The following is a 15,844-nucleotide window of genomic DNA, read 5'->3' as shown; positions in this document are numbered from 1 at the left end:
CAGCCTCTTATCAAATAAGAAATTCTAGTCTGGCTTTGGTAATGGAATTGTCTCACCTGAGCGTTGGTAGTCTAATTCAGGAATCTTATCTGCGATTGATGCACAGTAATTTACATAGCCTTCATAACTGTCATCAGTTGGTAATTCCATTCCTTTGTCTAAGATAACTTGAGTTCCAATGTGAAATATTTTTGAGAGGCAATCCCAACCCCAATAAAACATATCTCTATCATCTCCATCTAATATTTTACTATCCATAATGTTTTTATCTATTAAGGAATCAGTAAATTTATCGCCATTAGCAAGTTCTTTAATTCTTTTTATATAATAACTATTTATCTCATATTGATTATGATGTCTATAATCCCATAAAATTAATTTACCACTAATTATTGCTATAAAAATAAAAGGATCAGTTGTATTCATTTTTATTATAATTATCCATAGGTATGGCAGTCAGCCAGTCTAACTGCCGATTGAGATGAAAAGTAATAGCTACACAGGATTGACTGGGCCTGTATAAGCATCATTAGATTGATATGAAAGGCTTGGTTCTATAGATACTTTATTCATTATAAATATCCTATTGAGTTTATTAGATTGAATTTTATTGAGTAGTTAACTTTAGTCGATTTGAATAAATGACTAAAATAGGCTAAGTGATTTTCTCAATTTATACAATATTAAGTTTAATTTTTAAGAGTTTCTTTTTATATGCTTCTGACATTTTTTCTATGTACAAAATAAGTAATTTAGTCAGGTTTTATTTTTAATGTTAAGAGGGCAACGAAAGAAAATTATTGGGCTACAGAGGATCCTCTCGACTGGGGGCGGTAATATTAACTCATACACAAAATCAAATTGTGCGCTACTTCTCTTCCTGTTCCCAAACGTTAGCCTTATTGTTCCAATATGAAACCTAATTCCGTCATTGATGTTTCATTATGGAACATTTTCGCCACCCATTTTCAGCTTGTTTTTTGCGCTTATAGTGGTTCCAGTTTCATCAAATTGACCCTAAAAATTATTCATTATGATGTTATCTCTTACGCTATAGGAGCAAGGTATGCTGAAAGTCATTCAATCTCCGTCTAAATATATTCAAGGTGCCAATGCACTTCAATCCATTGGTGAGTTTGCTAAGTTACTGGCAAATAACTATTTTATCATTGCTGATGATTTTGTGATGAAGCTGACAGCTGATACCGTCGGCTCAAGTTTGCAAGCCAGTGGGTTGGACAGTCATTTCAGCCGTTTTAATGGTGAATGTTCTCGTCAGGAAATAGAGCGCCTGACCGTCGAGCTGAAGAAACACCATTGCAATGGGGTGATTGGTATTGGTGGTGGGAAAACGCTCGATACAGCAAAAGCGATTGCTCACTATCAGCATATCCCGGTGGTTGTCGTGCCGACGATTGCCTCCACCGATGCACCAACCAGCGCACTGTCGGTGATTTACACTGAACAAGGTGAGTTTGCTGAATATCTGATTTACCCGAAAAATCCTGACATCGTGCTGATGGATACCACGATTATTGCTAAAGCGCCGGTACGTTTGCTGGTCGCTGGCATGGGGGATGCGCTATCTACTTATTTTGAAGCGCAAGCCTGTTTTGATGCCAAAGCCATTAGCATGGCGGGTGGTGCGTCAACTTTAGCGGCGGTCACACTGGCCCGTTTATGCTACGAAACATTGCTGGCAGAGGGTTACAAAGCCAAGCTGGCGGTAGAAGCGGGAGTGGTGACTGAAGCGGTTGAGCGCATTATTGAAGCCAATACCTACCTGAGTGGTATTGGTTTTGAAAGCAGTGGCTTGGCGGCAGCTCATGCTATTCACAACGGTTTTACTGTGCTGGAAGAGTGCCATCATTTATACCATGGCGAAAAAGTAGCTTTCGGCACCCTAACGCAGTTGGTATTGCAAAACAGCAGCATGGAAGAGATTGAAACCGTGCTCTCATTCTGCCAGCAACTGGGTTTACCTATTACTTTGGCGGAAATGGGCGTTTCGCAGGATATCGAGCGCAAAATTCGTGCCGTTGCCGAAGCCAGTTGTGCAGAGGGTGAAACTATTCACAACATGCCATTTGCCGTCACACCAGACAGTGTTTACGCCGCAATTATCGTAGCTGACAGTTTAGGACAGGCCTTCCTTAACTGATTTCGATGATAGACAAGCTAACTGACTGAGCTTGCCGGTGCCCTCATCATCGGCAGCTCAATTTTCCGGCATTCCCGTTCGCGGAGCATAAAATGAAAAAATTAATTAACAGCGTTGAGAGTGTATTACAGGAACAAATTCAGGGGCTGGTTGAGGCCCATCCTGAGTTGGTATTGCATCAGGAACCGCTTTTCATCACGCGAATAGATGCGCCGGTGAAAGGTAAAGTGGCATTGATGTCTGGCGGCGGCAGTGGTCATGAGCCAATGCATTGCGGTTTTATCGGTGAAGGGATGCTGGATGGTGCGTGCCCTGGTGAGATTTTTACCTCGCCCACTCCTGATCAAATGTATGAATGCGGTCAAGCTATTGATGGCGGGCAAGGGGTGTTGATGCTGATTAAGAATTATACCGGCGACATTCTTAACTTTGAAACTGCCGCAGAACTGCTGCATGCCGATGGTACGGCGGTTGCCACCTTAGTGATTGATGATGATGTCGCTGTCAAAGACAGTCTATATACCGCAGGGCGGCGTGGCGTAGCCAATACTGTCATTATCGAAAAGTTGTTGGGGGCGGCAGCAGCTCGGGGCGATTCATTGGATGAATGTGTTGCACTCGGTCAGAAAATAAATAATCAGGGCCATTCCATTGGCATCGCGCTGGGGGCTTGTACTGTGCCAGCAGCGGGTAAACCGTCATTTACGTTGGCTGAGAATGAGATGGAGTTTGGGGTGGGGATCCATGGTGAACCCGGTATTGAACGCCGCCCATTCACTTCGTTGAATGACACGGTGGATGCCATGTTCCAGACTTTAATCGAACACGGTAGCTATAAGCGCAAGTTACGTCAGTGGGATAGACAAGCGGGAGATTGGAGTGAAACGGAGCAATCTAAGCAGCCATTGGCGAAAGGCGATCGCGTGATCGTGCTGGTGAATAATCTGGGCGCGACACCGCTATCTGAACTTTACGGTGTCTGGCATCGCCTGGCCGCTTGTTGCGCTGATTTTGGCTTGACCATTGAGCGCAACCTGATTGGTTCGTATTGCACTTCTCTGGATATGCAGGGCATGTCTATCACCATACTGAAAGTGGATGATGAACTGCTGTCATTGTGGGATGCCCCGGTGAATACACCTGCGCTGAGAAAAAATATTTAAAACGGTATATCTAGAAAAACGATATCGCCAAAAAATAATGTGTCTGGAGAAAACCATGGGACTTACCAAACAGCAAATTGTCAGTTGGTTGCAACTTTGCGCTGAAGTTTTCAGCGAGCAACGTGATTTTCTGACGCAGTTGGATACTGAGATCGGCGATGGTGACCACGGCCTGAATATGAATCGCGGCTTTAATAAAGTGGTCGAGAAATTACCTTCATTTGCTGATAAAGACATTGGCTTCATCCTGAAAAATACCGGTATGACTCTGCTTTCCAGTGTTGGGGGAGCCAGTGGCCCCTTATTTGGCACATTCTTTATCCGTGCGGCGCAGAGCACTAATGCCAAACAGAGTTTGGACTTGGCTGCGGTTTGTCAGATGTTCAAAGATGGTGTGGAAGGGGTGGTTATGCGTGGCAAAGCTGAGCCGGGCGATAAAACCATGTGTGATGTTTGGTGGGCCGTCGTGGCACAACTTGAGCAAGCCAATCAGCAAGGCGTGCCGCTGGTGGATGCGTTACAGCAAACCGTCGAGCGTGCCCAGCAGGCATTGGCAGGGACTATCACTATGCAAGCCCGTAAAGGCCGCGCCAGCTATCTTGGCGAACGCAGTATTGGTCATCAGGATCCTGGGGCAACATCTGCGATGTTAATGATGCAGGCCCTATGGCAGGTTGCCAGCCACTAATATGGCGCAACCGACAAGTTTATCAGGAGGAAAGATGGTCAATCTCGTTGTAGTTTCTCATAGCGCGCTGCTGGCTCAGGGTGTGGCTGAACTGGCACAGCAAATGACACAGGGGGGCTGCCAGTTGGCGATAGCCGCCGGTGTAGACGACCGAGATCATCCTATCGGCACGGATGCCATTAAAGTGATGGAGGCCATTGAGTCGGTTTATTCTCCATCAGGTGTGCTGGTGTTGATGGACTTAGGGAGTGCGCTGCTCAGTGCAGAAACCGCACTGGAATTATTGGACCCAGAGATGGCACAAAATGTGCGGCTCTGCGCCGCCCCGCTGGTCGAAGGGACTCTGGCCGCTGTGGTGGCTGCATCATCTGGGGCATCACTGGCCGAGGTGTGTGCTGAAGCGATGAGTGCTCTGACAGCAAAAGCTTCTCAATTAGGTGAAGATACCACGATACCCACAGCCGCTAGTGCTGTAGCAGCTAAAGTTGCGCCTGACGCGCAGAGTGTCAGTTGGGTGGTGCGCAACCCTAATGGGCTGCATGTGCGGCCTGCAGCTAAATTGGTCGAAGTGCTCGCCCCCTTCACGGCAGATTTACTGCTGGAAAAAAATGGTCAATGTGTTAATCCACGCAGCTTAAACCAGTTAGCTATTTTGCAAGTCCGTAAGGGCGATACCATTCGTTTGCTCGCCAGTGGTGCGCAAGCAGGTGAGGCGCTGGATGCATTCCTGCAACTGGCTCATCAGCATTTTGGGGAGTCTGTTACCACCACCAGTGATAATGGATTTACTGGTGTGATGGTTCCTCGCGGTGTGATTCATGCCCCTGTGTTGCAGTGGTTACCTGCCAAACCTGTTTTTTTACCGCAAACGCTTCACGCCGGACAAGTGGTGGATCAGCAACAGCGTCTGGATTTGGCTTTGGCCCAAACCACCGTTGACTTACAGCAGTTGGCACAGCAGGCAGAACAGCAGATTAGCGTTGAGGCCGCAGCTATTTTCAATGCGCATGCCATGCTAATTGATGACGAAGAACTTCACTTGGCAATAAAAGCACGGATAACACAGCAGTTGATTTGTGCAGAGTCGGCATTGCAGGATGAACTGATGGCAATGGTGGCTGATTATCAGGCACTGGATGATGATTATTTGCGTGTCCGGGAATTGGATATTCGCGATATTCTGAATCGTACCTTAGGTCATTTAACAGGGCTACCCCCGGTTCCACTTTCAGTCTGTGGTGAGATTTTACTCGTAGCTGAAGAGTTATTCCCGTCGCAGATGGTTGGGCTTGATCACCAACAAGTCAAAGGCATCTGTTTAAGTCAGGGGAATATCATGTCCCACAGTGCTATTTTGGCAAAAGAGTTGGATATCCCAATGCTAGTCGGGGCGGAGGGGTGTCTTGATGGCAGTCGCAATGGGCAAATTGCAATATTAGATACAACCGTCGGAGTGCTTAAGCTTCAGTGATCCAGATCATCGGCAGACAGCCGCGCTCGCTCAGAGCGGCTGTCTGCCGGAACATCACGCTTAACTATGCTATTCCACGACACTACGGTGCTAAAATCTGATTTTTCCAGTTATCTTGTTATTTTATTAATAATGGATATTAATTTATATTATTTTATTTCGCGCACATTTCTCGTCAAAAATTAATTATTCCTTGTGTATTCGGTTATTCTCAATAATGTGATCCATGTAAATGGAACCGCGTTTCATTTTATGGATTATGCATTTCTAATATTAAAATTATCTTCCTAAAGTCAATAATAACGCAAGGTTATTTTAATCTGGCGGTATTCCTCTTTAAGGATCATGAAATGCCGATTCATTTTATGAGTAAAACCCTATTGTTGGGGTTGGTATCATTTGCGGTATTAGGTGAGGCCCGTGCGCAATATAATGCTGTCGTGTCTACTGCTCCTCAGGGAAATGAGTTTTCTTCGATTAATGCGGCGGTAAAGTCAGCCCCGGCAGATAATTCTCCGTTTATTATTTTCCTTAAAGATGGGGTTTACACTGAAAGGTTGGAGATCACACGCAGTCATATCACACTGAAGGGGGAAACCCGTGATGGCACAGTGATTGGCGCAAACACTGCCGCAGGCATGCTCAACCCACAAGGTGAAAAATGGGGAACGTCAGGCAGCAGTACCGTATTGGTGAATGCGCCAAACTTTACTGCCGAAGATCTCACTATTCGAAATGACTTTGACTTCCCTGCCAATAAGAAAAAAGCAGATACCGATCCGACGAAATTAAAAGATACCCAAGCGGTAGCATTATTATTAGCCGAAAATAGTGATAAAGCACGTTTCAAAAAAGTGAAGCTAGAGGGTTATCAGGATACGCTTTATAGCAAAACAGGTAGCCGGAGCTATTTCACTGATTGTGAAATCAGTGGTCACGTTGATTTTATTTTTGGTTCAGGTATTACCGTATTTGATAACTGTAATATTGTGGCGCGTGACCGCAGTGATATTGAGCCACCCTATGGCTATATTACCGCGCCCAGCACATTAAAAACGTCACCTTACGGTTTGATATTTATAAATAGTCGTTTGACAAAAGAACCGGGTGTACCGGCCAAAAGTTTTGCTTTAGGGCGGCCATGGCATCCAACAACCACCTTTGACGATGGGCGTTATGCTGATCCGGCGGCAATCGGTCAGGCTGTATTTATCAATACGACGATGGATGATCATATTTACGGTTGGGATAAAATGTCTGGTAAAGATAAGCAAGGCGAGAAAATTTGGTTTTATCCGCAAGATTCCCGTTTCTTTGAAGCAAACAGTACAGGGCCGGGCGCTGAAATGAATGCAGGGCGTCGTCAGTTATCTGCTGAACAGCTTAAAGCCTTCACTTTGCCGATGATTTTTCCTGATTGGACCGTGAATTAAGGCTACACGGGCAGAGATTCGCCCCCTTTAAATTGATGGATATCCAGCCGGTGGAGTTTCACTTTTCGCCATAATGTTGTGCGGCCTATTCCTAATAAGGCCGCCATTTCATTCAACTGACCTTGGCACACTAAGGCTGCACGAATAATGGCCTGTCTTTCTAATTCTTGCAGTGATAGAACCGGCTGGGGCTGTGGCATATCCGGTTCCAGTAGTAGTTTTTCCCCTAACAAATGTTCCGGCAAATCATTGAGATTAATGCGATTGTTACGACACGCCATGGCAGCTCGCTCGACCACACTTTTTAGTTCTTGATCATTGCCCGGCCAAGGGTACTGACATAACTGTCGGATAACACTGTCATCGGGCTGATACTGACAGTGAAAATGTTGTCCTAAACTTGCCAGTGTATGCTGAACCAGCAGCGGGATGTCTTGTTGGCGTTGGCGTAAGGGCGGGATATGCAGCTCAAAAGATTGTAAGGTATAGAACAGTTGGCGGCGAAAGCGCCCTTGTTTTACTAACAATGGCAGGTCCGCGCCGGTGGCGGTAATTATCCGAACATCCACCGGAATCACCCGATTGGAGTTCACCCGCATCACCATGCCGGTTTTGACGATTTGCAGCAGTGCTGACTGCATTTCTGGCGACAAATATTCAACCTGCTCCAGATAAAGTGTGCCGCCATTGGCTAGCTCAAATTTACTGGGTTGCCCGGATTCGCCTTCACTGGCGTCGCTGCCAAGAAACTCCCTTGTCATCAGATTTTGCGGTAATGCTTGGCAATTCAACACAATATACGGACCATCTGCGCGGCTGCTGGCATTGTGGATGGCCTGCCCTAGCTGTTGTTTGCCGACGCCTTCTTCTCCGTGCAATAAAATAGGATGTCGGCCTTTCGCCGCTTGTTTGCCATAACGTACCAGACGGCGCATTTCTAGTGATGCGACGGGCATATCGTCAAAGGTATAACTGGCACGCCCTAATTGATTGTGGACCATTTGGCGCAGTAATTCTTGTGGATGCAGCAAGGCAATAAAACCGCAGCGATCGCCATCAGGAATGGGCTTAAGGGTCAGCAGCGCGGGAATAAATTGCTGTTGGTTTTCAAAGGTCACTTCCACATGGCTGAGGGGATTGCGATGCAAAATAGCCTGAGTCAGCAAGGCGGGGAGGGTGAGCAAGTCAGTGACCGGCTTACCGAGGCTGCTGGTTTCATCAAGTTGCAAAATTGCGGCTGCACGGCGGTTAAGATACAGCAGACAGCCACGTTGATCCCATGCCATTACGCCATCTTCAACCCCATCAAGCAGGGCATTAAGTTCATTGAGATGACGGTTTGTCTCGGCCAGTAAAGTGTCGGCGTGGAGGTAATTACCGATTTCACGAGCAATCGCCAGCGTCAGCGGCAAGTCACTGGCGGCGTTATCGTTCAGTAAACTGCCCAATACAATCACTGCGCGTTGGCGGCCACTGTTGTCATAAACGGGGGTGGCGCAAAAGCGCCAAGCATGCAGTGCTTGCTTGAAATGTTGCTGTCCACTGACTTGTACCGGATGGCCTTCAGAAATGGCCAGCGCGGGGGCGTTGGTCCCCATTAGTCCTTCGGTCCAATAGCTACCACAATCAATCCCCAACTCTCGTAATTGGCTGATGGTTTGCGGATGGCCGCATTGCCACAGGGTACAACCACTTTCATCGAGAATTAAAAGCACGCAGTGGCGTGATTCCATATATTCATAGGCATCTTCCAATGCCGCTTGGCCTAGCACCAGCAAGTCATTTTTTCGCTGACAAATGGATTGGAACGTTGCCCCGACGGCACGGTGTGGCTTGCGCCATTGCTGGGCTTGCATCAGCTTTTGGCAACGCTGCCATGAGCCGATTAGCGCCGGTGTCGTCGTCGGCTCAATATGACTCATTTAGCGCCTTTGATCCCGGATGACGCCAATGGATCTGCCCCGGTAGAATCAGCCGATTTTGTGCCAGTGGTGTTTCGGCGATCAAGGCGGTGATCATCTCAAAGCTATGCCGCGCCAGCCCTTGGCAATCCTGCGCGATAGTGTCAATTTTCAATGGCAAACAATCAAAAAGATAGTGATCATCAAAGCTGCAAAGATGTATATCGCTGTCCATTAATTGATGCTGGTTAAGATAGCGCAGGACACCTTCCAATAAACCGCAGGCCGCCGTAAATACCGCTTTGGGTGGGCGGCCTAATTGCGCACAAAGCTGGGCAATCATTTCATAGCCGGAACTGGGCAGATAATGGCCATTCAAGAGCCATTCCGGGCGGCATTTAACTCCCGCTTGTTGTAAGCCTTGCTGGAAACCGGCTAAACGATCACGAGTCGGGGAGATACGAGGCTGGCCACCGAGAAAGTAAAATTCATCAGGATGTTGGCGGGCTACGTTTTCAACTAATGCAGTGGTAGAGGCCACGGAATCAGTGATCACCAGTGGCAAATCCGAATCACCAATAAGTCGGTCCATTTGCACGACCGGCAAGCGAGCATTAATTTTTTGGTATTCACCGTCATTGAGCTGGCTGGAGGCCACAATCAGACCATCGACTTGACGCTGCACCAGACTGTTAACGGCCATCATTTCCTGTCCGGGATTTTCATCCGTACAGGCGATAAGTAGCTGTAACCCTGCTTCACGACATAGCATTTCCAACTCACGAGAAATCAGGGCAAAACCGTGGTTGGTCATCTCCGGCACCACAAGCCCGATAGTATGGCTGCGGCTTGAGCGTAGTGAACGGGCGTGGAAACTGGGTTGATAATTGTGTTCGCTTGCCAAGGCAATAATACGATCCCGCGTTTCATCTGAAACACGATATTCCTTGCTGCGTCCATTGAGCACCAGGCTGGTGGTCGACTTCGACACACCCGCCATCTTGGCAATATCGTTGATGGTAATACGTTTGTTGTTTTTCACCGGTTATTGTTTTTCACTGAGTGAATCTGTCGCCTTGAAAGATAACTCATTCTAACATGGGCGAAGACAACAACCAGTGTTGCAGGCACAGTTCGGCATTTCCGGTCAATATTGCCTGCGGCGGCTCTGGTGGGAAGTAACTTGATGTCATTACGGCTTCCCCCTGATTAATAAAGATTTCTATGCTGCAACGATCGCAAAGTAATTGTAATTGCTGCAACTGTCCACGCCAGTAGCGGAACTCCCGTAACCCGGTGCGCAGGTTATTGCGGCTTAACGTTATGCGAGAGCCATCCCATTCCAGCATGAGCGTTTTGCCTAATTCAAGAGCAAAGGGCGCGTTCACGTCGATAACCATTTCAGCGCTACTGATGGAAAAATGTGGTGCATCTTGAGCGCGACCTTGCCACTGGCGATATTCGCGGCGCAGCGCGGTTAATTCGCGAGCGGGTTGCTGAGTTAGTTTGCCTCCTTGCAAACTTAACTCGCGCGGGCAGGTCATGGTGTGGATCCAGCCATAGGCCACGGTTGGCTGATATAGCTCATCTTCATCTGGAATACCCATCCAGCCGAATAGCAGACGACGACCATCTGCGGCTAGTGTGGTTTGTGGTGCATAGAATTCAAAACCAGCATCCAGTTCATGAAAATCTTGATGATTGAACGTTGCATGAGAATAATCCAATTTGCCGAGCAGATAGCCCGCTTGGAAAGTATTACGATAATGTTCAGCTTCAGCCGGAATGCCTTGTGGGCAGAAGAGCAAAACATCCTGCTCAGCTAACCTAAATAAGTCCGGGCACTCCCACATATAACCAAAAGGCCCAAGACCACCGAGGCCAGAGCCAGCAATCTCGCCTAAATTATGCCATTGATGCAAATCATCTGAACGTAGTAGTAAAACTTTGCCTTGCAGTTGCTTATCTTGCGCCCCTAGCACCATGTACCACAGGCCGTCGTGCTGCCAGACTTTGGGGTCGCGGACATGGCCGGTATAACCCGCCGGTAGTGGGAGCACAGGCCCCAGTTTGTCGAATTCTCCCCGCTCATTTTCCTGTGCCAGACATTGGAATGCGGTACGAGAGCCATCGGGATATTTCACATTGCCAGTGTAAATCAGGGTGATGAGGCCATCAGCAATGACGGCAGAACCAGAGTAACAACCGTGACTTTCGTAGGTTTCACTAGGCACTAAAGCCACGGGTTGATGTTCCCAATTCACCAGATCAGTGCTGCGCCAGTGGCCCCAATATTTACTGCCGTGGCGGCAATCCAGTGGGTTCCATTGATAGAACAGATGATAAAAGCCAGCATGATAAATAAACCCATTGGGATCATTTAGCAGCCCGACACAGGGGGCCAGATGCCAGTCTGGCCGATGTGGGTCTTGGGATGCGCGAATCTGACCGCGCATCACTGCCAGCGTAAGATGTTTAAGTAAACTGGCTTCTTGCATTATTCGCTGTCCGTTTTGTATTTAAGGAGCAAAGAAATAACGAAGGCGGTGCCAAAGGCAATCACCAACCCAATCAGATAGTTAACAATAGAGTTGCCCTGAACAATGGCGATACCCGGAATTCCGGTTAAGCCAACGGCCGTCATATTGACATGATTTGCTACCACCCATGCGCCACCGAATGCCCCACCTGCCAACGCCGCCAAGAACGGTTTTATAAAGCGCAGGTTAATCCCGAAAATAGCCGCTTCGGTAATCCCCAGCATGGCAGAAAATGCCGACGGGATCGCAATCGCCTTAATCTTGGCATCACGAGTTTTAAAATAGACCGCCAGACAAGCCCCGCCTTGTGCAACGTTCGCCATTGACCAAATCGGCAGCAGGAAGTTAACGCCGATATTCGGATTGCCCAGTAAGCCTGCTTCGATAGCATGAAAACTATGATGGATACCGGTTATGACAATCACCGAATAAAGCCCACCGAACAGTAATCCGGCCAGCCAACCGGCATGCGTAATTAATGTGCTGAGTATGAGTGAGATTCCATCCCCCAGTACTCGCCCAGCAGGGCCGATAAACAGCAATGCAACGAAGCCGGTGATGATCACGGTGAGGAACGGCGTGAGGATCAAATCCAGTGCATCTGGAATGACTTTGCGCAGGCGCTTTTCCAGTATGCTCATAAACCACACCGCGAGCAGCACTGGGAATACCGTGCCTTGATAGCCAATCATCGCCACCTCCATACCAAAGAAATTCATGGTATGGAACCCGCCAGCGACTCCCCAAGCATTGGTGAGTGCCGGATGGGTTAAAATGCCGCCCAGTGTTGCGCCCAGATAAGGGTTGCCACCAAATTCTTTAGCGGCGGTGAAACCAATCAAAATCGGCAAAATGATAAAGGCGGCGGAGCTGAACATATCCAGCATAATAAATAGCGCGCTGTTAGCGTCGGCCCAGCCATAGGTTTTCACCATGCCGAGCAAGCCCATCAACAGGCCAGAGGCTACAATTGCTGGAATAATAGGAACAAAAATGTTGGATAACAGGCGAGCAATGCGCTGGAATGGGTTCAGTTTCCGCGCTGCGGCATCAGCCGCTTCTGATTTACTGGATTCATTGATGCCCGCGACTTTGATAAATTCAGCATAAACTTTATTCACCAGCCCGGTGCCGAAAATAATCTGTAATTGCCCAGCATTACTGAAGCAGCCCTTCACTCCCTCAAGTTTTTCTACTGCCGATTTTTGTACCAACGTGTCATCAGCCAGCACTAAACGCAGGCGGGTAGCGCAATGGGCTGCACTGACAATATTTTCTTTACCGCCGAGCAACGGGAGTAGAGCCTTTGCGGTCTCATTAATATTCATTATATCCCTCGCATAATCATTCCGCGTCCTGTGCCGTGGTTTATCTACGCCGCAGGATATTATCGCGAAATTGTCGTCAATTAGGTTTCCCGTCGCAGCAGCCAACCCCCTGCACACGACGGGGGATTATCAGAACCAGGTTTCCATTTGAATACCGAAGTTCCACTGGCCACCGGCTGCGAAATCGCTTTTACCGAAGGCATCATCCTTGGCGTAGTTATCCAAGTCTTGGCTCCAATCCATATAGGTGGCAAAGACACGTATTTCTGGTCGACTAAAGAAATTACTGATATCTCCAGCTTTAAAGGTTGGGGCAAAGGTCAATTTATAAAAACCGCCACTGACTTTGTGATAATCCTTATAACCTTGCGGGTCCAGATTCATATACTGGTAACTGCCCTCATAAGCCAGTGCAAAGTTTTCGGTGATCTCTTGGAGCAGACGGGCATTGAATGTCACCCATTTATAGCTATCGCCCGCAACATAACGATCTTTACTTTGCTGGGCTAAAATAGCGGGTGCCAGGCTCCAATTCTTGCTCAGTGCCGTAGTACCGTAAGAGGCCAGACGCCAAGTATCGGCACCGCTGGTCAGATTGCCATCGGAACCAATGGATTTCACCTCGGCCCCTAAGCCATGACCATACAGTAACGCGGTTTTCGACGTTCCTTCGCGTAACCCATAGAAGCTGTCGCCGTGGTAGGCCACCATGCTGTGGACACCTTTATCCGCCGCATGAGTATTGACGGTTTCGCCGCTATTCTGACGTGCTTCATTATCTTTGGCGCGTAGACCACTCAGCATCCACTGGAACTTACCACCGCCATTATTTACGGCAATATAGTTATTAGTGGTGAAAATATAGCTTTGAATATCACTGTTAACATTTTCAATCTCACCATAATTACGGCCATATAACGAGAAGTTGCTTTTCAGATTATCAGTCCACTTGATGTCATAAATACCGCCACCGGTGCCGGCGAGGAAGACGACATCAGAATCGAGCCAATGAATATCAAAGTTATCGCGATCGAAACGTTTACCTGCCCATAGGGTACTGTCTTTGAAGATACCGTTGAACGTTGGCAAGGTGCCCAACTCGACAAAAGCCTGACGGACATTGAGGTCGCTGCTGTCGGCTGTCCAGTCGTTATAGCTACGCTGGCCATCGGCCAGCATCACTTTGTAGCGAGTGGTCGCGCCATTATCCAGCGTCTGTTTTTTCTCTAAATTGACTTCAACATAAGTATCGGGTTCATTGCCTAAACGGCCTACGGCTCCACCGGTGCTACCGGCTGGGGAAACATAAGGGCCACCTTGTGTACCGGTGCCGGAGCTGTTCATCAGCAAACCGGAACGGGCATAGCCGTGAAACTCAAAACCATTGTCGTTCTGTGTTTTGCTTTCTAATTTCTCGGTACGCTTAGCGACTTGAACGGTTTTTTCTTCCGCCGCCAGTGTGCGAGTTTCTAGTTTTTGCGCTTGTTTTTCTGCTATTTCGGCACGTAATTCTGCATTTTTTGCTCGAAGTTCAGCTTGTTGTAGTCGCTGTTCTAAAGCATTAAGACGGGCTTCGATATCCCTGTCCGAAGAGGAGGCTGCTGAGGCGGAGGTCGCTGCACAAGAAAGGATAAGTCCTATTGATACAGCAAGATAGCTTGGTTTTATCATCATTTTTATATCACTCGGTATGTGATTGATTGTATTTATGCTAAACAGCTAAACCGGTTTTTCATGGCTAACATAAGGGTGAACCTTGGGGATTAGCAAAACATTTTGCTAACCCGATTCAGCTATTGTGATCTGGACTGCAAATCGAGTGATATGGCGTGTGACATGAGGTGGTGAAAGGGGGAGATATCAGGCAAAACAGGGTGTTTAGCAAAATTGACCAAGTTAAAGAGGACGCCGGATGCTGACTCAGGACGGCATCCGGTCACTTTTTAAGTGGTTAGCGATTGCATTGTAAGAATGAGGCCAGTTCTTGCGCATTCGGCAACGCGGTCATAGCCCCTTTGGCAGTCGTGGCTAAAGCACCACAAGCCTGTGCCTGGCTGATGACGGCAGAAAGGTCTGGGCTAAGATGCCAGTCTGGTTTTTGTGCCAGCGCTGCCAGCAGCCCAGCAACAAAAGCATCGCCCGCGCCGGTGGTGTCTATCGGGGTTATCTTCCTGCTCGGATATTTTTGCAGGCCACGGCGGTTATGTACCCAAACCCCCTCAGCCCCTAATGTGACCAGCAGTAATTTACAAGAATAGTCAGCCATGAGTTGCTCCATAGCCGTCGCGATATCCTGCTGTGGGCAGATAAAATTCAACTCCTCCAAAGACAGCTTGACTACATCAGCCAACTGCAATGCGTGTTGCAGGCAGGGGAGTAACTCCTGTGGTTGACGCCAAATATCAGCACGAATATTGGGGTCAAAACTGACCCATCCCCCATCAGCTTTAATACGACGCATAGCCTCAAATGCGGTACTGCGGCAAGGTTCCTGACTTAAAGCGATAGAGCACAAATGTAACCACTGGTTAGGTTTAAATTCAGGTAAATCATCAGGTTGTAGGAATAGATCAGCACTTGGCGTTACCATGAACGTGAAAGTGCGTTCACCGTGCTCATCTAAATCAACCACCACCGTCGAAGTATGATGCTGTGGATCCAGCTTCATTGCGCGGGTATCAACATTTTCCTGCTGCAACACCTGCTGCATAAAGTGGCCAAAGCTATCTTGCCCAACCCGACCAATAAAGGCACTTTTCCCGCCAAGTCTGGCAATACCGACAGCAACATTGGCTGGCGCACCGCCCGGACACTTTAGGTAACTATTTGAATTTTCAGGGACAAGATCAATAACTGCATCGCCTAAAACCCAAATGGTATTTTCCATGATAAACCCCTACTTTCATCAATTCTATTTGCTGCTAAAAGTAGAAGAATCGGTTTAGCAAAGCAACAAAATATTCTGTGATGGAGAAAAACACCGGTAAATGCCATTAAAAAGAATTTATCGCCATAGCGCAGAGAATGATTCAAGTTATGAAATGATATGGATTATCATTCTCCTCATCATTTTTTAAAATGCAGAGCTGTTGTCTGCCATTATTTGCCCAATTCATTGAGTTATCTCAACTTGTTGAGTTCGCTCAGTTGTCGCTAGGC

Annotated in this window: 12 protein-coding genes; 5 read left to right on the top strand and 7 right to left on the bottom strand. The window is 47.7% G+C overall.

The features are described from left to right. Positions 1–24: 24 nt before the first annotated feature. Positions 25–426, bottom strand: coding sequence for a hypothetical protein (locus ACIOG0_RS18755; RefSeq protein WP_404704887.1), 402 nt, complete (start codon positions 424–426; stop codon positions 25–27). A gap of 640 nt (positions 427–1,066) precedes the next feature. On the opposite strand from ACIOG0_RS18755, the gene ACIOG0_RS18750 reads away from it, so the two are divergent. From ACIOG0_RS18750 to ACIOG0_RS18730, 5 genes are all read left to right on the top strand, one after another. Further along, on the top strand, positions 1,067–2,161 hold the full coding sequence (locus ACIOG0_RS18750) for a glycerol dehydrogenase (protein WP_050100011.1): 1,095 nt from the start codon (positions 1,067–1,069) through the stop codon (positions 2,159–2,161). 92 nt (positions 2,162–2,253) lie between these two features. Beyond that, on the top strand, positions 2,254–3,324 hold the full coding sequence (dhaK, locus tag ACIOG0_RS18745) for a dihydroxyacetone kinase subunit DhaK (RefSeq protein ID WP_050100013.1): 1,071 nt from the start codon (positions 2,254–2,256) through the stop codon (positions 3,322–3,324). 55 nt (positions 3,325–3,379) lie between these two features. After that, positions 3,380–4,012 (top strand): dihydroxyacetone kinase subunit DhaL, encoded by a 633-nt coding sequence (gene dhaL / locus ACIOG0_RS18740; protein WP_050100015.1) that lies wholly within the window; start codon positions 3,380–3,382, stop codon positions 4,010–4,012. Between the two features lie 34 nt (positions 4,013–4,046). Continuing rightward, positions 4,047–5,483, top strand: a complete 1,437-nt coding sequence (gene dhaM, locus ACIOG0_RS18735) for a dihydroxyacetone kinase phosphoryl donor subunit DhaM (RefSeq protein ID WP_050100018.1) — start codon at positions 4,047–4,049, stop codon at positions 5,481–5,483. Between the two features lie 350 nt (positions 5,484–5,833). Then, a complete protein-coding gene (locus ACIOG0_RS18730) occupies positions 5,834–6,916 on the top strand; it encodes a pectinesterase family protein (RefSeq protein WP_050296342.1) in 1,083 nt (360 codons plus the stop codon). Positions 6,917–6,918: 2 nt separating this feature from the next. Here the strand turns inward: ACIOG0_RS18730 and dhaR are convergent, their stop codons facing one another. From dhaR to ACIOG0_RS18700, 6 genes are all read right to left on the bottom strand, one after another. Next, positions 6,919–8,838, bottom strand: a complete 1,920-nt coding sequence (gene dhaR / locus ACIOG0_RS18725; protein WP_050296343.1) for a dihydroxyacetone kinase operon transcriptional regulator DhaR — start codon at positions 8,836–8,838, stop codon at positions 6,919–6,921. After that, positions 8,825–9,859 carry a substrate-binding domain-containing protein gene (locus tag ACIOG0_RS18720; protein WP_128451352.1) on the bottom strand — a complete coding sequence of 345 codons (1,035 nt, stop codon included), beginning with the start codon at positions 9,857–9,859 and terminating at the stop codon, positions 8,825–8,827. Before ACIOG0_RS18720 ends, dhaR begins: the two co-directional genes overlap by 14 nt. Before the next feature lie 46 nt (positions 9,860–9,905). Continuing rightward, positions 9,906–11,315: a sucrose-6-phosphate hydrolase gene (locus tag ACIOG0_RS18715; protein WP_128451353.1), complete on the bottom strand. Its 1,410-nt coding sequence runs from the start codon at positions 11,313–11,315 to the stop codon at positions 9,906–9,908. Then, complete coding sequence (locus ACIOG0_RS18710) at positions 11,315–12,685, bottom strand: sucrose-specific PTS transporter subunit IIBC (protein ID WP_050100028.1); 1,371 nt, start codon at positions 12,683–12,685, stop codon at positions 11,315–11,317. Before ACIOG0_RS18710 ends, ACIOG0_RS18715 begins: the two co-directional genes overlap by 1 nt. A gap of 129 nt (positions 12,686–12,814) precedes the next feature. Next, positions 12,815–14,359, bottom strand: coding sequence for a carbohydrate porin (locus ACIOG0_RS18705; RefSeq protein WP_128451354.1), 1,545 nt, complete (start codon positions 14,357–14,359; stop codon positions 12,815–12,817). 277 nt (positions 14,360–14,636) lie between these two features. Then, entirely contained in the window at positions 14,637–15,572 is a 936-nt protein-coding gene (locus ACIOG0_RS18700) for an aminoimidazole riboside kinase (RefSeq protein WP_050100030.1), read from the bottom strand. Positions 15,573–15,844: the final 272 nt, after the last annotated feature.

Origin of the sequence: Yersinia vastinensis (assembly GCF_044905075.1) — a bacterium.
Taxonomy (GTDB): Bacteria; Pseudomonadota; Gammaproteobacteria; order Enterobacterales; family Enterobacteriaceae; genus Yersinia; species Yersinia vastinensis.
This window is presented reverse-complemented; position numbering and strand designations above follow the sequence as displayed.